Annotated in this window: 19 protein-coding genes and 1 pseudogene; 7 read left to right on the forward strand and 13 right to left on the reverse strand. The window is 69.1% G+C overall.

Annotated features, from left to right (window positions below; translation table 11 throughout):
* Positions 1 to 56 precede the first annotated feature (56 nt).
* Positions 57 to 197: a hypothetical protein gene (locus tag AC1VNM_RS11235; RefSeq protein WP_377153869.1), complete on the reverse strand. Its 141-nt coding sequence runs from the start codon at positions 195 to 197 to the stop codon at positions 57 to 59.
* On the opposite strand from AC1VNM_RS11235, the gene AC1VNM_RS11240 reads away from it, so the two are divergent.
* A complete protein-coding gene (locus AC1VNM_RS11240; protein WP_483106973.1) occupies positions 196 to 798 on the forward strand; it encodes a CHRD domain-containing protein in 603 nt (200 codons plus the stop codon). The two genes, AC1VNM_RS11235 and AC1VNM_RS11240, sit on opposite strands and share 2 nt — an antisense overlap.
* Positions 799 to 1,049: 251 nt before the next feature.
* Positions 1,050 to 3,254 (forward strand): hybrid sensor histidine kinase/response regulator, encoded by a 2,205-nt coding sequence (locus tag AC1VNM_RS11245; protein WP_483106974.1) that lies wholly within the window; start codon positions 1,050 to 1,052, stop codon positions 3,252 to 3,254.
* 12 nt (positions 3,255 to 3,266) lie between these two features.
* Here AC1VNM_RS11245 and AC1VNM_RS11250 read toward each other — a convergent pair whose 3' ends face one another.
* On the reverse strand, positions 3,267 to 4,109 hold the full coding sequence (locus AC1VNM_RS11250) for a DUF3667 domain-containing protein (protein WP_483106975.1): 843 nt from the start codon (positions 4,107 to 4,109) through the stop codon (positions 3,267 to 3,269).
* Positions 4,110 to 4,298: 189 nt separating this feature from the next.
* Here AC1VNM_RS11250 and AC1VNM_RS11255 point away from each other — a divergent pair, with 189 nt between their 5' ends.
* Positions 4,299 to 4,781 carry a hypothetical protein gene (locus tag AC1VNM_RS11255; protein WP_483106976.1) on the forward strand — a complete coding sequence of 161 codons (483 nt, stop codon included), beginning with the start codon at positions 4,299 to 4,301 and terminating at the stop codon, positions 4,779 to 4,781.
* A gap of 30 nt (positions 4,782 to 4,811) precedes the next feature.
* Here AC1VNM_RS11255 and AC1VNM_RS11260 read toward each other — a convergent pair whose 3' ends face one another.
* The 3 genes from AC1VNM_RS11260 to AC1VNM_RS11270 are packed head-to-tail and all read right to left on the reverse strand — an operon-like array spanning position 4,812 to position 7,938.
* Complete coding sequence (locus AC1VNM_RS11260; protein ID WP_483106977.1) at positions 4,812 to 5,480, reverse strand: 3-keto-disaccharide hydrolase; 669 nt, start codon at positions 5,478 to 5,480, stop codon at positions 4,812 to 4,814.
* Positions 5,480 to 6,121, reverse strand: a complete 642-nt coding sequence (locus AC1VNM_RS11265) for a gluconate 2-dehydrogenase subunit 3 family protein (RefSeq protein ID WP_483106978.1) — start codon at positions 6,119 to 6,121, stop codon at positions 5,480 to 5,482. Before AC1VNM_RS11265 ends, AC1VNM_RS11260 begins: the two co-directional genes overlap by 1 nt.
* 2 nt (positions 6,122 to 6,123) lie before the next feature.
* A complete protein-coding gene (locus AC1VNM_RS11270) occupies positions 6,124 to 7,938 on the reverse strand; it encodes a GMC family oxidoreductase (RefSeq protein WP_483106979.1) in 1,815 nt (604 codons plus the stop codon).
* A gap of 139 nt (positions 7,939 to 8,077) precedes the next feature.
* Between AC1VNM_RS11270 and AC1VNM_RS11275 the strand changes: the two genes are divergently transcribed.
* From AC1VNM_RS11275 to AC1VNM_RS11285, 3 genes are all read left to right on the forward strand, one after another.
* Entirely contained in the window at positions 8,078 to 10,267 is a 2,190-nt protein-coding gene (locus AC1VNM_RS11275; RefSeq protein ID WP_483106980.1) for an acyl-CoA dehydrogenase, read from the forward strand.
* 133 nt (positions 10,268 to 10,400) lie between these two features.
* Positions 10,401 to 10,862 carry a cupin domain-containing protein gene (locus AC1VNM_RS11280; protein ID WP_483106981.1) on the forward strand — a complete coding sequence of 154 codons (462 nt, stop codon included), beginning with the start codon at positions 10,401 to 10,403 and terminating at the stop codon, positions 10,860 to 10,862.
* A 278-nt stretch (positions 10,863 to 11,140) separates the two neighbouring features.
* Positions 11,141 to 12,367 (forward strand): TAXI family TRAP transporter solute-binding subunit, encoded by a 1,227-nt coding sequence (locus AC1VNM_RS11285; protein ID WP_377153850.1) that lies wholly within the window; start codon positions 11,141 to 11,143, stop codon positions 12,365 to 12,367.
* A gap of 27 nt (positions 12,368 to 12,394) precedes the next feature.
* Here the strand turns inward: AC1VNM_RS11285 and AC1VNM_RS11290 are convergent, their stop codons facing one another.
* The 3 genes from AC1VNM_RS11290 to AC1VNM_RS11300 are packed head-to-tail and all read right to left on the reverse strand — an operon-like array spanning position 12,395 to position 15,343.
* A complete protein-coding gene (locus AC1VNM_RS11290; protein WP_483106982.1) occupies positions 12,395 to 13,036 on the reverse strand; it encodes a hypothetical protein in 642 nt (213 codons plus the stop codon).
* Positions 13,033 to 14,688 (reverse strand): transporter substrate-binding domain-containing protein, encoded by a 1,656-nt coding sequence (locus AC1VNM_RS11295; protein ID WP_483106983.1) that lies wholly within the window; start codon positions 14,686 to 14,688, stop codon positions 13,033 to 13,035. The genes AC1VNM_RS11290 and AC1VNM_RS11295 overlap by 4 nt, the downstream gene beginning before the upstream one ends.
* Positions 14,663 to 15,343: a HemK2/MTQ2 family protein methyltransferase gene (locus tag AC1VNM_RS11300; protein ID WP_483106984.1), complete on the reverse strand. Its 681-nt coding sequence runs from the start codon at positions 15,341 to 15,343 to the stop codon at positions 14,663 to 14,665. Before AC1VNM_RS11300 ends, AC1VNM_RS11295 begins: the two co-directional genes overlap by 26 nt.
* Positions 15,344 to 15,621: 278 nt before the next feature.
* Between AC1VNM_RS11300 and AC1VNM_RS11305 the strand changes: the two genes are divergently transcribed.
* Positions 15,622 to 16,005 carry a tautomerase family protein gene (locus tag AC1VNM_RS11305; RefSeq protein ID WP_377153838.1) on the forward strand — a complete coding sequence of 128 codons (384 nt, stop codon included), beginning with the start codon at positions 15,622 to 15,624 and terminating at the stop codon, positions 16,003 to 16,005.
* A gap of 54 nt (positions 16,006 to 16,059) precedes the next feature.
* Here AC1VNM_RS11305 and AC1VNM_RS11310 read toward each other — a convergent pair.
* From AC1VNM_RS11310 to AC1VNM_RS11330, 5 genes and pseudogenes are all read right to left on the reverse strand, one after another.
* A pseudogene (locus tag AC1VNM_RS11310) lies at positions 16,060 to 16,446 on the reverse strand (IS30 family transposase); the annotation flags it as partial.
* A gap of 105 nt (positions 16,447 to 16,551) precedes the next feature.
* Positions 16,552 to 18,018, reverse strand: a complete 1,467-nt coding sequence (locus AC1VNM_RS11315; RefSeq protein ID WP_483106985.1) for an amidase family protein — start codon at positions 18,016 to 18,018, stop codon at positions 16,552 to 16,554.
* A 14-nt stretch (positions 18,019 to 18,032) separates the two neighbouring features.
* Positions 18,033 to 19,763 (reverse strand): ubiquinone-dependent pyruvate dehydrogenase, encoded by a 1,731-nt coding sequence (gene poxB / locus AC1VNM_RS11320; protein ID WP_483106986.1) that lies wholly within the window; start codon positions 19,761 to 19,763, stop codon positions 18,033 to 18,035.
* Between the two features lie 31 nt (positions 19,764 to 19,794).
* Entirely contained in the window at positions 19,795 to 20,175 is a 381-nt protein-coding gene (locus AC1VNM_RS11325; protein WP_483106987.1) for a Rid family detoxifying hydrolase, read from the reverse strand.
* 100 nt (positions 20,176 to 20,275) lie between these two features.
* Positions 20,276 to 20,863 (reverse strand): DUF308 domain-containing protein, encoded by a 588-nt coding sequence (locus tag AC1VNM_RS11330; protein ID WP_483106988.1) that lies wholly within the window; start codon positions 20,861 to 20,863, stop codon positions 20,276 to 20,278.
* Positions 20,864 to 21,303 lie beyond the last annotated feature (440 nt).

Raw genomic sequence — 21,303 nt, forward strand, 5'->3', positions numbered from 1 at the left:
TCGGACCGTGTGCCTGATTTCAGCGATCCGGTTGCCTCCCGTCCCCGCCAGGGACTTCATCTCCCCACGCCGGGCTGCCGGTCGCGCACAAGCCCGATGGCATCGACGTATACCGCCGCCTGAGTTCCGCGCAGCCCGTTGCGGAGCCGAACCCAGGAGACCGTCATGACGACGTCCATGAAGTGCTTGAAGTCCATGAAGTCCTTGCCCCTCGCGGCGCTGGCGATCGCGGCCGCGAGCCTTGCGATGCCCGCCGTCGCGCACGACATCGTCTACACCGCGCCGCTGAGCGGCGCGGCCGAGTTCCCGCCGAACGCCTCCGCCGGCACCGGGCTGGCGCGGGTGACCTTCAACGACGACGACTTCACGATGCGCGTGCAGGTCAGCTTCGCCGGGCTGACCGGCACGACGACGGCGGCGCACATCCACTGCTGCACGGCGGTGGCGGGCGCCGGCAACGCGGGCGTCGCGACGACGACGCCGACCTTCCCGAACTTCCCGCTCGGCGTGAGCTCCGGGAGCTACGACCAGACTTTCGACCTGACGCAGACCAGCAGCTGGAACGCGGCCTTCATCAACGCCAACGGCGGCACGATCGCGGGCGCCTTCGCGGCGCTGTCGACGGGGCTGGCGGGCGGCAGTGCCTACCTCAACGTGCACTCGACCTTCGCGCCGGGCGGCGAGATCCGCGGCTTCCTGACTGCGAGCGCGGTGCCCGAGCCGTCGAGCTACGCGCTGATGGTTGCCGGCCTGCTGACGGTCGGCGGACTGGCGCGGCGACGCGCGCGCCGGTCCTGACCCACTCGCCTGCCTGCACCGCTGTCATCCCTCGACACACGTCGGTGACACGCCGAGCGTTCGAACCCCGCCCACCCTCTGTATGCTCGCCCCACAGCAAAGTCCCGCATGATTCCCCCGCGCTGACGCGGCTCCGATTTGGGATGCAGCGCCAGGCGCAAACCGGAGCCATAGCGGGGCTATGGCGAGGATTTGCAACGACGCGGTGCGCCCAAAGCGGCGCCGCGGCAGCACGGGGGAGGGGCAGGGAGATGGTGATCGAGAGGTTCTGGTTACGCTGGCCCGCGGCGGTGCTTGTCTTCGTCGCCGCGACCTGGCTCAACCTGTTCCTCCAGCCCGCGCTCAACAGCCGCGAGCCGCTGCTGCCCTACTTCCCGTCGCTGGTGATCGTCGGGCTGGTCTGCGGCCTCGCCCCGGCGCTGACCTTCCTGGTGGCGGCCAGCCTGGCGATCCTCTACTTCTGGATCGAGCCGGTCGGGCAGATGTTCCCGGTCAACTCGTTCGCGGACGCGGCGATGGTCGTGCTGTTCCTGCTGACCGGCTCGCTGGTCGCGACGGTCTCGGCGTGGGCGGGCCGGCTGATGCAGAAGGAGCGCAACAGCCGGCGCCGTCTCAACCTCGCGCTGGCGGCGGGCCGCATGATCACCTGGGACTGGGACGCGGTCACCGGATTCGCCACCACCGGCGGCGGCGCGAAGCAGCTGTTCGGGCGCAACTGGGCGTCGATGGACGACATGCTCGCCGGCATGTCCGCGCAGGACGCCGCGCGCTTCCGCGACCGCTACCGCTACGCGACGGAGAGCGGCGGCCGCTTCAGCCTGGCCTGCCCGATCACCCGCGCGGACAACGACGAGGTCGTGTGGACGCAGTTCGACGGCTACGTGAGCCTGGACGCGAAGGGCCGCGCGGTGCATGCCTACGGGGTCGCGGTCGACGTCACCTCGCAGCAGGAGGCGCTGCGCGCGAGCCAGGCGGCCGAGGAGCGCTTCCACCTCGCACTGCAGAGCGGCAAGGTGATGGCATGGGAATGCGACGTCCAGGGCCGCTACACCTGGGCCTTCAACACGCCGATGGGCTTCACGCGCGAGGCGCTGATCGGCGCGGAGGTCGGCAGCCTGGTCGGCGAGCCGGAGTTCGCCGGCATCGTCCGCGAGGCGGTGATCACGGGCCAGGCGATGAACCTGGCGCAGCGCACGACGCACGGCGGCAGGACCTACCAGCTGCTGACCTCGCTGCGGCCGATCACGGCGCACGACGGGCAGGTGCAGCGGGTGATCGGCGCGACGGTCGACGTGACCGAGCTGTCCGCCGCGCAGGAGGAACTGCGTCGCGAGAGCGAGCGCAAGGACTCGTTCCTGGCGACGCTGGCGCATGAGTTGCGCAACCCGATGGCGCCGATCCGCTACGCGGTGGCGATGCTGCGGCAGTCGTCGTCCGACGACACCCGCGCGCAGGCCACGGACATCATCGCGCGGCAGTCGGCGCACATGGCGCGGCTGCTCGACGACCTGCTGGACATGAGCCGCATCACGCGCAACGTGGTGGAGCTCAAGCGTCAGGTCATCGACCTGCGCACGGTGGTGAGGCAGGCGCTGGAGGCGATCGAGCCGCTGTACAGCGAGATGAAGCACCGCGTCACGCTGTCGCTGCCGCCGACGCCGGTGCCGGTCGACGGCGATCCGACGCGGCTGCAGCAGGTGCTGGGCAACCTGCTGGACAACGCGGCCAAGTACAGCCCGGAGCCGGGCGAGGTGCACGTGCACGTGGCGGTGGTCGCGGACCGGGCGCAGATCACGGTGACGGACCGGGGTGTGGGCATCGCGCCGGCGATGCAGCCGCGGGTCTTCGAGCTCTTCACGCGGATCGACGCGCGCGGGGCGGCGCCGTCGGGGCTGGGCATCGGCCTGGCCGTGTCGAAGCAGCTCGTGCAGCTGCACAACGGCACGATCACCGCGGCAAGCGAGGGCCTGGGGCACGGCAGCCGCTTCACGGTCACCCTGCCGCTGGCGGACAACGGGCAGACCCCGCACGCGAACGAGCCCGGGACCGGCGGCGATGGGACACGCCCGACGGCGACGCAGGCGCAGACCCTGGTCCTGGTCGTCGACGACAACGTGGACGCGGCCAACACGCTGGCCGAGGTCCTGCGCGGCGTCGGTTATCGCGCGACGGTCGCGTACAGCGGCGAGGAGGCGCTGGCGGTGTTCGACGACACGCAGCCGCGCGTGGTGCTGCTGGACATCGGGCTGCCGGGGCTCTCCGGGACGGACGTCGCGCGGCGGCTGAGAGCGACGCGCGGCGCCGAGCCGCTCGCGCTGATCGCGATCACCGGCTGGGGCCAGCGCTCCGATCGCGACGCCACGGCGGCCGCGGGCTTCGACGCCCACCTGGTGAAGCCGGTGGAGTTCAACGAGCTGGAGCAGGTGATGCAGGAGCTGCTGGACGCCAGCCACTGACCGGCCGACTGCTCAAGCCAGCAGCGCCGCCCCGATCACCAGTCCAACGACGCCCATCAGCAGCAGCGGCAGATAGAGCCCCGCCAGCAGCCCGCCACGCCAGATCCCGCCCCACCAGCTCGTGCCGTAGACGACCCGTAGCGCGATCACGCCATGCAGCAGCACCAGCGCGGCGATGACCGTCGCCAGCGCGGGCATCACGAGCGCCAGCAGGTAGGCGACGAACCAGCAGGCATGCAGGTGCAGCGCGAAGACGAAGTGCTCCGCATACTTCATCCGCCGTCGCAGGAACATCAGCGCCAGCAGGCCGGCAAAGATCGGCTGCATCAGCAGCATTGCGTAGGGGGCGAGCTTGTCCATGCGCTTCTGCACCTGCGCGACCGAGCCGCCGGCCAGACGCTCGCCGACGTGGTCGAGGCGGCGCTCCCACCAGTTGCAGGTGCTGCCCGGGCTGGAGCAACTGCCCTGACGCGCCTGCGCCATGGCCTGTTCGTCGCGCTTGACCGTGAGCATGTGATCGCCCGGCAGCAGATGCACGGCGATGAAGAACACGAAGCTCAGGCTCAGGTACAGGCGCAGTGGCTGGACATAGCGCCGGCGCCGGCCGATGAAGTACTCGCGCGTCAGACGCCCCGGCAGGAACAGCATCGCCCACAAGGTCCGCCACAACGGCCCTTCGAGCGCGACGTAGTGGCCGACGAACTCGTGGATGAACTCCCGCATCGAGGCCGCATGCAGATGCGCCTCCTGACCGCAATGGGGACAGAAGTGCCCGCCCGGCTGGAGCGACAGGTCGCAGTTGTGGCAGGTCGCGGCGCCGGGGGTCGGGTGGCGGGCCGGAGAGAGAGGCGTCATTGCAGGCGGCTCCGAAGTCGTCGTGAACGCGCCGGCTGCTCACTCCCTGCCGGCGGCGCGGGCACGATGATAGGTCGGGCGCCCGGGCACGCCGGGCCGGGTTCCCCCGGCACCGCGGCGCTGGCATGCCGGTTGCCTGTTGTCGGCGAGGGCCTCAGGAGGAGGCCGCCAGCACAACAGGAGATCGTCATGACCCATCGCCACCTGGCCGCCGCCGTCCTCGGCGCTGCCGCCCTGCTGACCGGCCTCGGTGCCGCGGCCCAGTCCGTCGGCAAGGCCTCGGACCCCGAGCGGGACGTCGGCCGCGCCGCGCCGGGACAGGACAACTCCTACTTCAACGTCACGGCGAAGAACCGCATCCCTGCGCCCTTGCTGCCGCTCAAGAAGGGCCAGTGCGTGATCTGGTATCCCGAGAAGGGCATCGCGGAACACACCGGACCGATGCCGTGCTCGCCGCTGCCCAAGGTGGCGCCGGGCGGCTGGCTGATCGCGCCGTCCAAGGATCCGGTGATCCTCGAGGCGGCGGTCTATCACGCGGAGAACCCCGGCGTCGTCATCGCCCGCGGGTCCTTCGACGCGCGCACGCGCTACCTCGTGCGCACGCTGGATCCGGACAGCAAGATGGACGTGGAAAAGGGCCAGAAGGGCCAGCAGGGCCAGAAGGAACGCTGAACGCCTCCGCGTCTTCGCGCTCCCGATCCGTCAGGGCAGCACCTTCACCTTGATGTTGCGGAAGTGCGCCTCGCTCTCCGGATCGTGGCCCTGCAGCGCGAAGGTGCCGCTGGCCAGGTAGCGCTTCTCCAACCCCTTCTTGCGGACGAGGGGCGACTCTTCGGTGTAGTCGGCCGTCTTCTCGCTGTTGACGAAGGTGGTGACGTGCTTGCCTTCGACGCGCACGGTCAGCGTGAACCACTGGTGGTCCGGAGACACGACCTTCATGTAGTCCTGCACGCCCCACAGGCCGCCGGTGCGGCTGGGGTCGCTGTGGGAGTTGTTGACCTGCACCTCGTAGCCCAGCTCGGGCCAGCCCACCTCCTGCCACCTGGTGTGGAAGTAGACGCCGGAGTTGGCCTTGGGGAAGGTCATCACGTCGACCTTCAGCTCGAAGTTCCTGAAGTCGTGCTGCTGCACCGGCCCCATGTAGAACAGGTGCGAACGCGGGCCGCGGACGACGATGGCGCCGTCCTTCACGCTGAAGGAGCCGGGCTGGTCGCTGGCGCGCCAGTGGTCCAGGCTCTTGCCGTCGAACAGCAGTTGCCAGCCGGCGGCGGTCTCTTCGGCGGTGAGCGTGTTGGGCATGTCGGCGGCGTGGACAGTGGCGGACAGGGTGAAGGCGGCAGCAGCCGCGGCGACAACGGGGGCAAGGCGCATCAGGCGACTCCAACGATCTGCAGGACCTTGAGGGGCGGGCCGTCGAAGGTGACGGAGGGGATGTTGCCGACGAAGCCGACGTCCTTCATGCCGTCGGGCGTCGTGTAGAAGCCGCCGGCGGTCAGGTCGCGGAAGCGCTTGAAGAAGCGCGCGGCGGTGGCGAACTCGGGCTTGGCCGTCTCGGTCCAGCAGATGTCGTCGGCGATCTGCGATTGCTGGGCGACATCGAGCTGGTCGAAGCGCTTGCCGCCGAAGCGCTGGTGGCTCTCGGCCTCCAGCCAGTCCAGTCCGTTCACGATGACGGGCTTGTCCTTGGCCTGGTTCGGGTACGGCGCGCTGACCCATTCGTCGATGAAGCGGTGCACCTGCAATTGCGCGGCGCTGGGCGACTGGTCGTCGGCCGGGATGATCAGGCCGCACAGCGCCTGCGCGGTGCGGTTCTGCGCGGCGTTGAAAGTCAACGGCCACAGCTCGCCGGACTGGTAGCTCTTCGTCAGCGTGGGGTCGGTGCCGTAGCCCTTGGGCTTGCCACCGATGCCCGCCTTGCCACCCTTGGTGGCGGGCGTGGCACCGGCCGACACGTCGACGCTGAGCGCCGCGGCGGCGGCCAGCATCCATTGCAGGGTCGTTCTGCGGTCCATGCTCAGAGCTCCTTCTTGCGGAAGCGGTCGACGATGTGGTCGGCCTGGCGCCAGGCCAGCGCCATGATGGTCAACGTGGGGTTCTTGTCGGCATTGGAGGCGAAAGGCGCACCGTCGGACAGGAACAGGTTGGGCACGTCCCAGGTCTGGCCCCAGCCGTTGGTGACGGAGGTCCTGGCGTCCGCGCCCATGATGGCGCCGCCGACCTCGTGGATGATCGAGCCGCCGGGCGCGATGGCCTTGCGGCCGTCCAGCTCGGGACCGCCCTCGAGCACCCGGCCGCCCATGGCCGCGATGATCTCGGCGAAGGTCTTCTGCATGTGGGCGGCCTGGCGGGTTTCGTGCTCGGCCCACTGCCAGTGGAAACGCGGCACGGGAATGCCGAAGCGGTCTTTCGTCGTCGGGTCGATCTCGCAGAACGAGTGCTCGTTGGGGATCATCTCGCCGCGGCCGGAGAGGTACACGAACGAGCCGAAGGTGCGGCGCACGTCCTGCTTGAACGTCGCACCGTAGCTGCCCTTCGTCAGCCACTCCAGGTTCGCGCCGGTGCTGGCGCCGGGCATGCGGCGGCCGGTGCCCAGCTCGATGTGATAACCGCGGGGGAAACCCAGGCCCTTCTCGGCCCAGCCCTTGCCCTGCCGGCCGTACAGCCACCAGGGGGCGTACATGTGCGAGCCCCCTGCCCCGTCTTCGTTGTGCGGGGGCAGGTTCTCCAGCAGCGGCACCTGACCGGACAGGTCGCTGCCGACGGTGTCCATGACGTACTTGCCGACCTTGCCGCTGCTGTTGGCCAGGCCCTGCGGATAGGCGCTGGTCTTGCTGTTGAGCAGGATGCGCACCGACTCGCAGGCGCTGGCGGACAGCACGACCGCGCGGCCCCTGGCCTCGATGTGCTTGCCGGTCTTGCGATCGACGAAGCGCACGCCGCTGGCCTTGCCGTCCTTGGTGGTCACCTCGTAGACCATGGCGTCGCACAGCACGTCGAGGTTGCCGCTGGCGAGCGCCGGCGGCAGGTGCACCGCAGGGCTCTGGTAGGTCGCGCCGATGGAGCAGCCGCGCGAGCACGGCGTGGCCCAGAAGCAGGCGGCGCGCTCGCGCATGGACTGCGCGACCAGCGCCTGCGCGCGCGGGTTGCCGGGATGCAGCAGCGCGGGGAGGCGGGTGTCGTCGAGCTTCGCCGTCAGCACCGCGCGGTGGATGGGCACCACCGGGATGCCGAGCTTGCCGGCGCGCTGGGCGATGAGGCGTTCACCCACGCGCGCGGCGGGCGCGGGCAGCAGGCAGCCGTCGGGCGAATCGGGCGTGTTCTCCAGGCCCTCGTTGCTGCCGTAGATGCCCACCAGCCTCTCGACCTTGTCGTAGTACGGGGCCAGGTCTTCATAGCCGATCGGCCAGTCGAAGCCCAGGCCGTCGCGGCTGTGCGGCTTGAAGTCGTAGGGCCCGTTGCGCAGCGAGATGCGGCCCCAATGATTCGTGCGGCCGCCCAGCATGCGGGCGCGCCACCAGTCGAAGCGCTGCTCCTCGTTGTCGGAGGCCTGCGTGTAGGGCTCGCCCGGCACCTGCCAGCCGCCGTCCACGGTCGCGTCGTAGAAGCCGAAGGGCTTGTCCGGCGTGCCCGCGCCGCGCAGCGGGGCGTCGTGCGAGGCCTGGAACATCGGCGTCTCGGTGCGGAAGTCGTAGTACCGGCCGGCTTCCAGCATCAGCACCTTCACGCCCTCGAGGGCCAGCGTGTAGGCCGTCTGGCCGCCGCCGGCGCCCGAGCCGACGACGATGACGTCGTAGTCGCGCGCCATGTTGCGCGTCGTCACAAAACCCATGCGCCCCTCCTGAACAGGTCGGCGGAGTGTGCCACCGGCTCCCGCGTGCCTGGCGGCCGCCCATCGTGGCCGTGCGTCCTACGCGCGCCTGCGTTCCAGGCTGACGTCGCCGACGGGCACGGGGACCTAGGCTGTGCCTATGGGATTCCACCGACTCCTCGGGCGCCTGGCGATGACGCCCTTCTCCAAGGCCTTGCCCGCGATGGGCGACACGGAACGTGCCGCGCTCGAAGCCGGCACGGTGGGCTTCGAGGGCCAGCTCTTCGCCGGCCAGCCCGATTTCGACGTGCTGATCGCGCGAGGTCCCAATCGCCTCACCGACGAGGAGCGTCGTTTTCTCGATCACGAGGTGAGCACGCTCATCGGCATGCTCGACGACCACGCCATCGACACGGCCGGCGACCTGCCGCCAGAGGTGTGGCGGTACCTGCGCGAGCACCGCTTCTTCGGGATGATCATTCCCAAGGAATACGGCGGCCTGGGCTTCGGCCACTACGCGCACGCCGAGGTCGTGACCCGCATCGCCACCGTCAACACCGCCTGCGCGGTGACGGTGATGGTGCCCAATTCGCTGGGCCCGGCCGAACTGCTGCTGCGCTACGGGACGCCGGCCCAGCAGCAGCACTACCTGCCGCGCCTGGCCGATGGCCGCGAGCTGCCCTGCTTCGGCCTCACCTCGCCGTACGCGGGGTCGGACGCCGCCTCCATCCCCGACCGCGGCGTACTCACCGAGCGCGTCATCGACGGCCGCTCGGTGCGTGGCTTCAGCGTGCGCTTCGACAAGCGCTACATCACGCTCGCGCCGGTGGCCAGCGTGGTGGGCCTCGCTTTCCAGGCGATCGATCCCTCGCGGCCCGAGGGTCAGCAGGAACTCGGCATCACCTGCGCGTTGCTGCCCGTGCCCACGCCCGGCATGGAGATCGGTCACCGCCACCGTCCGATGGACTCGGCCTTCATGAACGGCCCGATCCGCGGCGAGGACGTCTTCGTGCCCATGGACTGGGTGATCGGCGGCGAGGAACGTGTCGGCCAGGGCTGGCGCATGCTGATGGAATGCCTGGCCGCCGGCCGCGCCATCTCCTTGCCGGCGCTGGGCGCGGCGATGCAGCAGACGGCGCTGTTCGTGGTCAACGGCTACGGCCAGGTGCGCGAGCAGTTCGGCCTGCCCATCGGACGGTTCCACGCGATCGCGGGCATCACCGCGCAGATGGCCGCGCGGCTCTACGCCACCGACGCCGCGCGGCGCTACACCGCCGCGGCGCTCGATGCCGGCGAGCAGCCCAGCGTCGCCAGCGCGATCCTCAAGGTGCAGCTCACCGAGGCGGGACGCCGCGCGGTCAACGACGGCATGGACGTGCTCGGCGGCAAGGGCATCATCTCCGGGCCGCGCAACCTGCTGGGCGTGGCCTACCGCCATGCGCCCATCGCGATCACGGTGGAAGGCGCCAACCTGCTCTCGCGGGCGCTGATCATCTTCGGCCAGGGCGCGACACGCTGCCATCCCTTCGTGCTGGAGGAGATGTCGGCCGTGCAGGCCAAGGACGAGGAGCGACTCGGCCGCGCGCTCGCGGGCCATGTCGGCCATGTGATGCGCAACCTCTGGCGCAGCCTGGCGCACACGCCGCTGCGCGGGAAGCCGCCCGCCGACCTGCGCGCCGAGGCGACGCTCATCGCCTCGCTGTCGGCCCGCTACGCGCTCACCGCCGACCTCGCCATGGGTCTGCTCGGGGGCAAGCTCAAGCGCATGGAGCTGCTGTCGGCGCGCCTGGGCGACGTGCTCGCCGCGCTCTACCTCGCGGCCGCCTGCGTGTGGCGCTACCAGGTCGAGAACGACCCGGCGACGCTGCCGGTGGCGCGGGCGGCGATCCGTCTGCAGCTGCATGAGGCCGCGACGCTGCTGCGCGAGCTTTACGCCAACCTGCCCTCGCGCTTGCTGCGCGCGGTGGCGCCGATGCTGCTGCACGGCACCGGCCACCTCGCCCCGTTGCGCGACCGCGAGGCCATCGCGCTGGCCGACGCGCTGCGCACGCAGCCGGAGCTGGTGCGCCGTCTGTGCCCCGACGTCTCGCGTCCGAAGCACGGCGGCCTGCTCGACCTGATGAGCGCGCTGGATGCGGCCCGCAAGCTGGGCGACGAGGTGCCCGAGCTCAACAAGGCGCTGCGCCGCTCCGGTTCGCTGGAAGAGGTGGCGCGTGGCTCACGCGATCCCGACGCGGCGCTGGCCTATCTGCGAGCCGCGGAGCAAGTGATTGCCGTGGATGAGGACGAGCCCCGAAGCGCTGGCGACGTTGAACGGATTCAGCCGCGTCTACGCGTCTCGGCCGGATAGGGTCCGCGCGGCATCACTGCATTGCTGCATCAAGTCGGTCGGTCCGACTCCGCGCTAGTACATTCGCGATTCAAGGCGCCGAACACCCGGCCCGCGCATCGCCTCCCAGCCCGCGCATCACCGAGCCGCTGCAATGCCAAAGCTCAATACCGCTCTCTGGACCGACCATCCCGGCGTCGTCAATCGCTTCTCCGGACAGAACGATGGTCCCTATGCCGAGCTTGTCCTCGGTGACCAGGCCGGCCTGACGCAGTTCGGCGCGCGGCTCGAACGCCTCCCGGCGGGTTCTCGTTCCTCGCATCGACACTGGCACGAAACGGAAGATGAATTCGTGTACGTGCTCTCCGGCGAGCTGGTGCTCATCGAGAACGAAGAGTCCGTTCTGCATGCCGGAGAGGCCGCCGCCTGGGCCGCGGGGTCGCCTGTGGCTCACTGCCTGGAGAATCGAACCACCTCCGATGCCGTGTACCTCGTTGTGGGCACCCGGGCATTGACAGGGACCGTCCACTACCCGGACCACGACGTGGTCCTGCATCACGACGGTAGCGGACGCCGTTTCACCAGAAGCGATGGCTCCCCCATCGAGCGTGAGTAGGCGCCAGCCGGCGTTCCAGCCCCAGAGGTACGCCCCGCGATTGGCCGCTCAGCCACATCGTCGAGAGCACCGGCACGGCACCAGCGCGGTCACGGTCTGAATCGGGCCTGCGCCTTGCGGCGCCTTCGCAACGGATCGCCCCGTCGGCCTAGGAACCGATCTGATTCTTCGCCTCCGGAATGCCGCGATCGCGCCGTGGGCCGCGCCAGACGCGGCGTTGGCAATCATCATGGCCACGGCGCCGCGATGGCGCAGTCCGGGAGGTCACGATGTCGCGCTTGAGTCTCTGGGTTCTGATCGTGCTGGCGACGCTGTGCTGGGCAGTGTCGGGCGGCGTCCGACGTGCGTTGCCGCCGCAGCGCGTCGTCATCCAGGCGGGGCCGCCCGGTGGATCGTTCGACAACCATGCCCACCGCTACGCCGAGCATCTGCGCGCGCATGGCCTGCAGGCCGAGGTGCGCAACCAGAACGACAGCCTGCGCATCATCGACAAGCTCGACACGTCCAGCACCGGCGTGCACATCGGCTTCACCGCGCAGCGCGTCGATGCGGCGCGGCATCCGCAGGTCCTGTCGGCGGGCGTGGTCGAACTGCAGCCGCTGTTCCTGTTCCTGCGCCGCGAAGGGTCGGAGCCGGCCACGCTGGCCGGCCTGAAGGGCCGCCGACTGGTCATGCCGCTCGAGGGGAGCGCGACCGCGCAAGCCGCCCACGATGTGCTGGCGCGCTACGGCGTCAGCGCGGCCAATGCCACCTTCTCATTCCGGCAGATGAGCGAGGCCGTCGACGCGCTGCAGCGCGGCGAGCACGAGGCCGGCTTCTTCATGCTGGCGCCCGACAACGCGCTGGTGCGCAAGCTCGCGGTCGATCCGGGGCTGCAGATGTTCTCGCTGAGCGACAGCCGGGGCATCGCCCGCAACCTGGACTACCTGAAACCCGCGACGCTGGTGCGCGGCGCCTTCGACCTGCAGGGGCCGCTGCCGCCGCGCGACGTGTCGCTGGTGGGCGCGACGGTCAACGTCGTCGTCCGCGAGGACCTCCATCCCGCCGTGCTCTATGCGCTGCTGCAGGCGATGAACGAGGTTCACAAGGGCCAGACGCTGGTGTCCGATCCGGGCGACTACCCGCGCCAGACCGGCGCGGCATTGCCGGTGCATCCGCTGGCGCTGGAATGGGCCAAAAGCGGCACGCCCTGGCTGTATGAGCACCTGCCCGCCGCGGTGGCCGGCGTCGTCGATGCCTATTGGGGACCGGTGCTGGTCCTGGTGGCGGTGGTGTCGGCCTTCGGCACGCTCACCTCGCTGACCGGCTTCATCGAGGCCGCGTTGCTCGGCATCGCACTGCGGTGGCTCGGCTGGCTGCAGCGGCGTGTCGATCGCGGCGGACGCCCCGGCTGGGGGGGACGGATGCTGTTCCGGATGGTCGAGCCGGTGATCCTGCGCCAGGGCCAGGAGCAGATCGCGCGTGATCGGCTGGAGCGTTTGCGTCCGCACATGTCGGCGGGCTGAGCCCGGGCGAGCGCCCTTCAGCGGCGCCTAGCCGGAGCGGCGCTCCACCGCCCGCTGCGCGGCCAGGATCGCCGCGTCCACCGCCTGGCGAAGCGCGACGAACACCAGCACCACGCCACCGATCAGGCACAGCCGATCGGCGGCCTGGGGCAGTTGCTCCAGCGCGCGCAGCGTCACGGCGGTCGCTTCCTTGACGCCGACGGCGGCGCCGAAGCCGCTGGACAGCACCATGACGAAATAGGCCCGGGCCAGCCCCATCAGGAACAGCGGCAAGCCGCCACGCGCGCCGGCCCGCCAGTCCAGGACGGCCACCCGCAGGTTGTCCGCCACGTAGGCGGCGGCATAGGCCGACAGCGACCACGCCACCGCGCCGCCCGGCGACATCGCCCAGCGCGCCGGCAGCGCATGCAGCAGCACATGCATGACGACAAAGGCCGGCGCCGCCCGCAGCAGTGCGACCACGGTGCCGGCCCCGCTCGCGCTCAGCCGCCGCCACGTCGATGGCTCGCCGTGGGTCTCGGGCAGGCGCAACGCGCCGAGCGCCAGCCCCGCCGGCAGCCCGATCGCGAGCGCCTCCAGGGCGAGCGACAGGTTCGTGCCGAGCGCGCGCACGAAGGTCGGCGCGAAGACCGACAGGACCTGAAGCAGCGAGGCGTCCGGCGCGCTCATTGCGGCGCCTGTGTCGGTCGCGGCGCGGTTGGCGCCGCTTGCAGCCGCGACTCCACGCGGTGGAGCAGCGCCACGACGAGCGACACCAGCGCCATGTAGAAGACCAGCAGCAGCGCGAAGGTCGTCGTCGACCGGGAGGAAAAGGACGCGATGTCGGTCTGCGCCGCGAGCAGCTCCGGCACACCGATCAGCGATGCCACCGGCGTGCCGCGCGTGGCGTTGACCGCGAAGGCCGCGATCTGCGCCCTCGCCCGCAGCGCCGCCGCGCGCAGGCCGGCGCTGCGGCCTTCGTCGCGCAGGGCCCGCCGGGCCTCGGCCACCGCCTGCCCGGCGTTGCTGCCGTTGAACAGGCCCAGCACGACGACCGCCACCAGCGAGGCCGTCGCCGGCGTGGACTGGCCGGCGCCGCTGAGCAGCAGGCCGGCGACGGTCATCATCAACACCATCGGCGTGGACTGGGTGGTCAGCAGCACGCCGCGCAAAGGCCAGCGCAGCGCGCGCGCGCGTGCCGTCAGACCGGCGCCGAAGCCCAGCGCCAGCAGCACCGTCGACAGCACCGCCCCGACGACCAGCGCGACCGAGTAGCCGATGCCTTCCAGGAAGAGGCGCAGCGCGACCCGCGTCTTGAGCATGGCCAGCGTCACCTCCAGCCGCCAGTGCTCCTGCAGCCAATCCTCCAGCCGTTCGACAGCGTCGGCAATCGGCGTCGGGGCCAGGTGGTTGTCGCGCGGCGGGTCGAGACAAGGCGCCGGCTCGAGCGCCGCGGGCGCATCGCAGGGAGGCGACGACCATCGCCGTCGCTGTGCTTCCAGCCAGTCCTCCGGCACGCCGTGTTCATGCGCCAGGCGCAGCAGGGTTCCGTCGGCGTGCAACTGGCGGAGTTCGCGAGCCAGCAGCGATGCCAGCGGCGCGCCGTCGCGGCGCACGACCACGCCCCACGGCAGCGGCGCGAAGGACAGCTTCACCTCGTAGCTCGCCGGCAGCAAGGGCAACAGCAGACTGTCGTCATGCGCGGCCAAGGGGCAGGTGCCCGCTTGCAGCTGCTCCACCAGCGCGCGCGCCGTGCCGAAGAGCATCAGTCGCGCGCCGTTGACCGCCAGCTCGGCATTGGTTGAATTGCCGATGGTCACGCAGACCGTGCGCCCCGCCAGTGCCGACAGCGTGCGCAACTCGGGCGACCCGGTGCCGCGCAGTCCCACGACAACGGTATGCGATTCGTAGTAGTGCGGCCGCACGAACAGCGCCTGGCCGTCGCGCTGCGAGGTATGGCCGGTGGTGGCGATCAGCAGGTCGACGCGCCCGTCGCCCAGGGTCACCATGCGGTTCGCGGCGTCGACCTCCACGAAGCGCACGCCGACGCCCAGCCGCGCCGCCAACAGCCGCGCCAGCGCGGGTTCGAAGCCCTGCGGACCGTCCGCCGTCGACTGACTGAACGGCGGGTAGAACGCGCGCACGCCGATGCGGACCTCGCCGCGGCAGCGCACGCGTGACAGCGTGTCGGGAGCGGCGTCGCAATGGACGGTGGACGGGAGGTCGCGGGCGTCGCGGGCGTCCGGGGTGTCGGGCGCCGCCTGTGCCGCCCAGCCGCTCAGCGCCAGGACGAGGCACGGGAGCGTCAGCCGCCAGTCACGCGCACGGGTCGAGCAAGGCATGCCGGATCTCGACGACATGGAAGTCGCAGAACACGTAGGGGCCGACGACATGGAACGCGCGGCCCAGGTGGCTCTCCAGCCATCGCGGAGGCAGCAGGCGCACCTTCCAGGCCGGGACCGGCGCCGACACGGTCTGCGCGACGTCCAGGCGCAGGCCCTGGACCGCCAGGCGCCGGGTGGTCTCCTCCAGTCCGACAAAACTGCTGTGGGTGAGGACGGCCACGCCCGCCGGCGCCAGGTGGTCGCCAAGGCCGTCGAGGAAGCGGTCCAGCACCTCGCGGCCCTCCCGGCCGCCGTCGCTCCAGCTGCGCAGCCGGGCGCCGTCGGTGCAGTCGTCCTGCAAGGGCAACTGGGGCGGGTTGAAGGCGATCAGGTCGAAGCGCTCCCCGCGCAGCGGCTCCCACAGGTCGCCGTGATGAACGGTGGCATGGGGGATGCGCTGCGCCCGCAGCAGCGCGCGGGCATGGTCGACGGCCTCGGGCTCGATGTCGACGCCGACCAGCTCGCGCGCGCCGGCCGCCGCCAGCGCGGCCAGCACGACGCCGCTGCCGGTGCCCATTTCCAGCGCGCGGCCGCTGAAGGGCCCGATCAGCCGCAACTGCCGCAGCAACGCGGCGGTGTACTCGGACGGACGAAAGGGGTTCTCTTCGGGCATGGGTGTCGACTCCGTCGGGACACCTGATGCTGTGACCGGTCGCCGGTGGCGGATATCGGCGATTCGCTGAGATCGGGGGTGGGAAAGGCGTGATCCACGAGCCACCGGAGGAGACGTTGCGCGCGGCGCTCCATCATGGCTGCCACCGAGCACGGCGACTGCAGGCGGTCGACGTGACGGCGCACGGCCTGACCCCATGCAATGGCCCTGAGCCCGCTGGGCATTCCCGGGCATGACAGGATGAGGGGGCCAATTCCGGTGAACAACAGGATGCCGTCATGCCCTTGGTTCGAATCGACATGCAGCGCCAGTCCGACCCCAGCTATCCGCGCCAGGTGGGAGCCGCGGTCTACGAGGCCATGCGCCACACGATCAATGTCCCGGACAAGGACAACTTCCAGATCCTGACCGAGCACGACGAGACGCACTTCGTCTTCGACCCCGGCTATCTGGACATCCCACGCTCGAGCCGGCTGATCTACATCCAGATCACGCTGAACGAGGGACGGACGCTGGATCAGAAGCGCGCGCTGTACAAGACGATCGTCGAGCGCCTGGCACCGCTGGACGTCCGGCCGGAGGATGTCTTCATCAACCTGGTCGAGGTCAAGCGCGAGAACTGGTCGTTCGGGAATGGGGTGGCGCAGTACGCCAATCCGTGACGGGGCGAAGGATCGGGCTCGGCCTGGCGCTGACGGCTGCTTTGCAGGGCGGATTCAACCGGTGGATGCAACACATGGGTTGAACATCTCTGCCGGGGTCTGATAGACGAGCGTCTTGCGCGGCCGCTCGTTCAATTGTCGGGCAATGGCGTCGAGCTCAAGCTGCGTGTACTCGGAAAGGTCCATGCCCTTTGGAAAGTACTGCCTGAGCAGACTGTTGACGTTCTCGTTGCTGCCGCGCTGCCACGGGCTCCGCGGGTCGCAGAAGTAGACCTGGCTCACCGTCTTCTGCGTATGGTGGCGGGATCGCCGCATTCCCCGAGTGCGCCTCAGGTGCTCCAGCAGCTCCTTCTTCAATGCGCCGCGCACTTGAACAAATAGGCGGCGATAGATGGTCTCGTGAGACACGTGGAGGTTCTCGTCCTGCGGGTAGGTTTGCTTGGCGACCGGTTGAATCCGCCTCTGCGGATGTGGTCAATGCCAACAGGCAGGGGGCAATATCCCCCAGCACCAGCAGGCAGTTGCCCATGAATCGATTGCCCTCGCTCAGACGATCGGATCAATGGGCGAGGCAGGCGTCCCGCGAGCCTCAATGGCCTTGCCGGCCAGGAGGCACAGATCCTCCCTGTAGTGACTGGCGAGAATCTGCACGCCGACGGGTACCGGGCCGACAAGGTCGGTGGAGACAGCAAGCCCAGGCAGGCCAAGCGCCGGCGGCGCTCTCATGGGAAGTTGAGCTCGCCATACGCGCTCGAATCCCGCCTGTCCCTGTAGATCGAGTCCGTCCTGGAAAGGCAATTCGCCAGAGACCGGCAGTAACAGTACCGGATACTCGGTGAAGAACCGCCGCCAAGCCCGTTGCACGGTGGTGCGCAACACCAACGCGCGGCTGACGACATCGCCAGGCAGCGCCTCGGCCATGCCCCTGACCGCATCGACCACGGCGAGTGCGGCTGTATCGCCGTCGCGGCGAGCGGCATCGACGAGGTTGGCGAAGCCGTCGCCCAGCCACAGTTGCATCTGCACGTCAGCCGCCTCTCGCATGAGCGGCACATCGTCGATCTCCGTCACGGTCCACCCGGCGTCAGAGAGGCGTCGTGCCGCGTCCAGCAGGGCCGCCTCGACGTGCTCGTCTATCTCCATGCCCCCGGGGCGAAGACACATCGCCGCAACCAGTGGCGTCTCGGGCCCCTCGAGGGGCACCGGCACCCACCAGGGATCCCGCAGATCGGGCGCCGCCATGGCCGCGAGGCCGATCCGGAGGTCGTCGATCGTTCGGGCCATCAGTCCCGTGGACGACATCATCTGCGGGCCAATGGGGCGCTCAGGAGAGGAGGCGTTGTAGGCGGGAACCCGCCCGAGCGTGGGCCGCAAACCATGGATGCCGCAGGCGTAGGCCGGATAGCGCAGCGATCCGCCGATGTCCGTACCTACGGCGAGGTGTCCGATGCCGGCGGTGACGGCGGCGGCACCACCGCCCGACGAGCCGCCAGGGGTCAGCGCGGAACCGCGCGGATTGCGGGTAGCGCCGTCGAGCGAATTGCTCGTGAACCAGCGCAGCGCGAAGGTCGGCGCGTTGCTACGTCCCAGGAGCACCGCGCCTGCACGTACCAGGTTCTCGACCGCGGGACTGTTCACCTTGGCGACGAAGTCCTTCTGAAGGTGGGTCCCGTTCGTCGTGGGGAAGCCCGCCATGTCGACATTGATCTTGACCGTCACGGGAACGCCGGCCAATGGCCCCACGTCCTCGCCGCGTCCGATCCTGCGATCCAACTCATCTGCCTGCGCGAGCACCTGTTCGGGTCGATGCGCCACCACCGCGTTGATCCGCGGATTGACCTCGTCCAGTCTCTTCAGTGCATCCGCCGCAGCTTCCCGAGCGGAGACCTTGCGCAGCCGCACCAGCTGCGCAAGCTCGGTCGCGGGAAGCCGCCAGAGTTCAGACGATGCCCGCGTGATTCGCGCAGCGTCCCAGGCTGCATCCGTGGGCGCGCTTTCAACATCTCTTTTCATTTCACTCCCGCAGTTCAGCGCCACAGGTTCGAGCGTGCGAGCTCGATGACTTCGTCAGCGCGGCCATTCATCACGGCCCGAAGCATGTAGAGCGAAAAGCCCTTGGCCATCTCAAGCGTGATGGCGGGAGGCATCGCAAGCTCGCTTCGGTTCACGACCGCATCGACAAGGACAGGCCCGTCATGTGCCAACGCTTGCGCGATGCCTCGGTCCACCTCGTCGGGATGCTCGAGCCGGATTCCGCGCACGCCGACGGACTCCGCCATTGCTGCAAAGGACGGGTTCTTCAGTTCCGTACCGACGTTGAGCGTGCCGGTCGACTTCTGCTCCAGCTCGATGAATCCCAGGGCCGAATTGTTGAAGACCACCACCTTCACCGGCAGTCCCAACTGGGCGAGGCTCAGGAAGTCACCCATCAGCATCGTGAACCCGCCATCGCCTGAAAGCGAGATCACCTGTCTGCCAGGAAATGCGGCTTGCGCGCCGATCGCGTGTGGCATCGCGTTCGCCATCGACCCGTGCCAGAACGAGCCGATCAATCGGCGCGTGCCGTTCATGGCGAGATATCGAGAGGCCCACACGGTCGGCAGGCCGACGTCGCAGGTGAAGACCGCATCGTCGGCGGCCTGGTCGCTGAGCGCCTTGGCAATCTGCTGTGGATGGATGCCCCGTCGACCAGGCGCCGCGAGATCGTCGAGACCCTTGCGAGTCTTCCGGTAATGCTCGCGCGCCTGCGTCAGGTGGGCGGCGTCGGGATTCTGCTGAAGCAGCGGCAGCAAGGCCTCCAGCGTCGCTCGGACGTCTCCCACGATTCCGAGGTCGACCGGTGCACGACGTCCAATGTGCTCCGCTCTGATGTCGACCTGGGCGATGCGCACACCCGCCTCGCGGGGATAGAACTGCCGGTAGGGGAAATCGGTCCCCAGCATCAGCAGGACATCGCAATCGAGCATGGCGTAGTAGCCCGACGAGAAGCCGATCAAGCCCGTCATGCCGACGTCGTAGGGGTTGTCCCATTCGACGTGTTCCTTGCCCCGGAGCGCATGCACCACGGGCGCGTTCAATCGCTCGCAGACAGAGATCAGTTGATCGTGGGCACCCTGGCATCCGGAGCCGCACAGCACCGTGATCCGCCGACCGCTGTTCAACATCTCCGCGAGCTTGACCAACTCGTCTCCGGCGGGCGTCACCAAGGGCGCCGCCGGCAGGAGGCTCGACGTCCTCGCCGTGGGTGCCTCGGTGGCCGGAAGAAGCGCGACATTGCCCGGGATCGTCACGACAGAGACCCCCCGCTTGCTCACTGCCTCGCGTATCGCGATCTCCAGGGTCCGAGGCATCTGCTCGGGGTCGGAGACCAATTCGCAGTAGTGGCTGCACTCCTGGAAGAGTGTCTGCGGGTGAGTCTCCTGGAAATAGCCTGTGCCGATTTCCGGTGAAGGAATATGAGCTGCGATGGCAAGCACTGGCACGCCTGAGCGATGGCAATCGAACAGTCCATTGATCAGATGCAGGTTGCCCGGCCCGCAGCTTCCGGCACAGACGGCGAGCGATCCCGTCAGGTGTGCTTCCGCCCCGGCGGCAAAGGCGGCAACCTCCTCATGCCTGACGGGCACCCATTCGATGTCGCCTCGACGGCGTACGGCGTCGGTCAACCCGTTCAGGCTGTCCCCGACGACGCCGAAGATGCGCTTGACGCCAGCAGCCCGAAGGGTGTCCACGAACTGATCTGCAACGGTTCTTGTCATGGTGTATTCGTCTTGAACTGGATCTGGCGCCTCACAGCGCGACGACGCACTCGACCTCGACCAGCGCCCCGCCAGCGAGTGCCGCCACGCCGACCGTGCCGCGTGCGGGGTAAGGCTTCTGGAAGTACTCCGCCATGACGCTGTTGAGGAGCGCGGAATGGGCAAGGTCGGTCAGGTAGACATTGACCTTCACGACGTCGTCGAACGTCGCGCCGGCTGCCGTGACGACCGCGCGGAGGTTCTCGAAGACCTGCCGGATCTGCGACTCGGGATTGCCGTCGACCATCCTGTGGGTCCGCGGATCCAATGGGAGTTGGCCCGATAGCCAGATGGTGCTGCCAGCTCGAACAGCTTGGGAGTAGATGCCGATGGCAGTCGGTGCATCGGATGTCGATACGGGCTGCTTGTGCATTGGGTGTCCTTTGATTGCTCCGACGTGGAGACAGATGGGGTGCTGAAAGGGTTCTGCAGACGAGTCGGCAGGCCGGCGATCAACGAACGAGGTGTCGGGATCAGCGCTGGCGGCGCGAGCGCCATGCCAGCAGTCCCGCCTGGATGACGAAGAATCCACCGCCTCCGGTCGCATAGACCGACAGCACGGCCAGGGACGGCATGGGCCCCGTGGCCTGGATGCAGTACGCGATGCCGACGAGAAAGGACAGGCCACCGGAGATGAGCATCGGCCACTGTTGACCGAGTTCCTGGCCACGCCTGCGAATGCCCAGCGCGAACTGCGCCGCACCGGCGATGGCCGCCCAGACGCCGAAGACGGCGAGCACGGCGGCGGGGCCGTAGGCTGACGCAGAGCCAGTGGCGATCGCCGCAAGAGTGCTCAGAGCCGCATTGAAGGCGGTGATGCGGCGCTCCGCGTCGCGCTTCAGCGCGCGGTAGTCGACCAGCGATGAGACTGCGTCGATCAGCGGATAGCTCACGAGCAATGCCGTCGCCGCGGGGCCCAAGGTCGCGTGTGCCGGGGCGAAGGCGGCTGCCCACAACAGCGCGAGCAAGCCGCGGCACAGGTAGAGCGTCGACAGAGATGCGCGATTCGCAGGCGAACTGGGCATTGAGATCGCGTAAGTGGATGGGTTCGTGCGGATCATGGTTGCTCTTCAGAGGAGTTGACGCATGACATCAGGTTCGACACGGCCTCACCATCGGAGGTAGGTTTATCCAACCCCTACCAAGGTTTGAGCAGGAGCGGCGCTCGGCTCAGCGGCCCGGTCAGAATCCGCCAGAGTTCTGTTGATCCAGCCTTCCAGTTCGACGATGAACCCGAGGCCCTTGAACTGCAGGATCAGGGAGGGATCACGTCCGACGCGTTGCTGGCCCCCCCGTTCTCGCAGGCGTCGGCTCGATCTCACAGGGCCTCGATACTTGCGTCTGCCTGAGGTGCGAGCTGACCGTCACCTGCCGACACTGAACGGCTGCACACAGCCTGGAGCCGCGACGGCATCGCAGCGGGTGCAGCCGTTGAGAGCGATGGACGCCAATGTCAGCAACCGGCCGCAAGGAGTCATCGACAAGCGGCAGCTTTCGGGGC

It is taken from the genome of Mitsuaria sp. MSU3D (assembly GCF_056867975.1).

Coding starts and splice junctions, on each gene's coding strand:
- AC1VNM_RS11300 (WP_483106984.1), bottom strand. CDS start 15,343: ATGCCCGAAGAGAACCCCTTTCGTCCGTCCGAGTACACCGCCGCGTTG.
- AC1VNM_RS11295 (WP_483106983.1), bottom strand. CDS start 14,688: ATGCCTTGCTCGACCCGTGCGCGTGACTGGCGGCTGACGCTCCCGTGC.
- AC1VNM_RS11325 (WP_483106987.1), bottom strand. CDS start 20,175: ATGCACAAGCAGCCCGTATCGACATCCGATGCACCGACTGCCATCGGC.
- AC1VNM_RS11290 (WP_483106982.1), bottom strand. CDS start 13,036: ATGAGCGCGCCGGACGCCTCGCTGCTTCAGGTCCTGTCGGTCTTCGCG.
- AC1VNM_RS11270 (WP_483106979.1), bottom strand. CDS start 7,938: ATGGGTTTTGTGACGACGCGCAACATGGCGCGCGACTACGACGTCATC.
- AC1VNM_RS11330 (WP_483106988.1), bottom strand. CDS start 20,863: ATGATCCGCACGAACCCATCCACTTACGCGATCTCAATGCCCAGTTCG.
- AC1VNM_RS11250 (WP_483106975.1), bottom strand. CDS start 4,109: ATGACGCCTCTCTCTCCGGCCCGCCACCCGACCCCCGGCGCCGCGACC.
- AC1VNM_RS11315 (WP_483106985.1), bottom strand. CDS start 18,018: ATGAAAAGAGATGTTGAAAGCGCGCCCACGGATGCAGCCTGGGACGCT.
- AC1VNM_RS11255 (WP_483106976.1), top strand. CDS start 4,299: ATGACCCATCGCCACCTGGCCGCCGCCGTCCTCGGCGCTGCCGCCCTG.
- AC1VNM_RS11240 (WP_483106973.1), top strand. CDS start 196: ATGAAGTCCTTGCCCCTCGCGGCGCTGGCGATCGCGGCCGCGAGCCTT.
- AC1VNM_RS11235 (WP_377153869.1), bottom strand. CDS start 197: ATGGACTTCAAGCACTTCATGGACGTCGTCATGACGGTCTCCTGGGTT.
- AC1VNM_RS11260 (WP_483106977.1), bottom strand. CDS start 5,480: ATGCGCCTTGCCCCCGTTGTCGCCGCGGCTGCTGCCGCCTTCACCCTG.
- AC1VNM_RS11265 (WP_483106978.1), bottom strand. CDS start 6,121: ATGGACCGCAGAACGACCCTGCAATGGATGCTGGCCGCCGCCGCGGCG.
- AC1VNM_RS11275 (WP_483106980.1), top strand. CDS start 8,078: ATGGGATTCCACCGACTCCTCGGGCGCCTGGCGATGACGCCCTTCTCC.
- poxB (WP_483106986.1), bottom strand. CDS start 19,763: ATGACAAGAACCGTTGCAGATCAGTTCGTGGACACCCTTCGGGCTGCT.
- AC1VNM_RS11280 (WP_483106981.1), top strand. CDS start 10,401: ATGCCAAAGCTCAATACCGCTCTCTGGACCGACCATCCCGGCGTCGTC.
- AC1VNM_RS11305 (WP_377153838.1), top strand. CDS start 15,622: ATGCCCTTGGTTCGAATCGACATGCAGCGCCAGTCCGACCCCAGCTAT.
- AC1VNM_RS11245 (WP_483106974.1), top strand. CDS start 1,050: ATGGTGATCGAGAGGTTCTGGTTACGCTGGCCCGCGGCGGTGCTTGTC.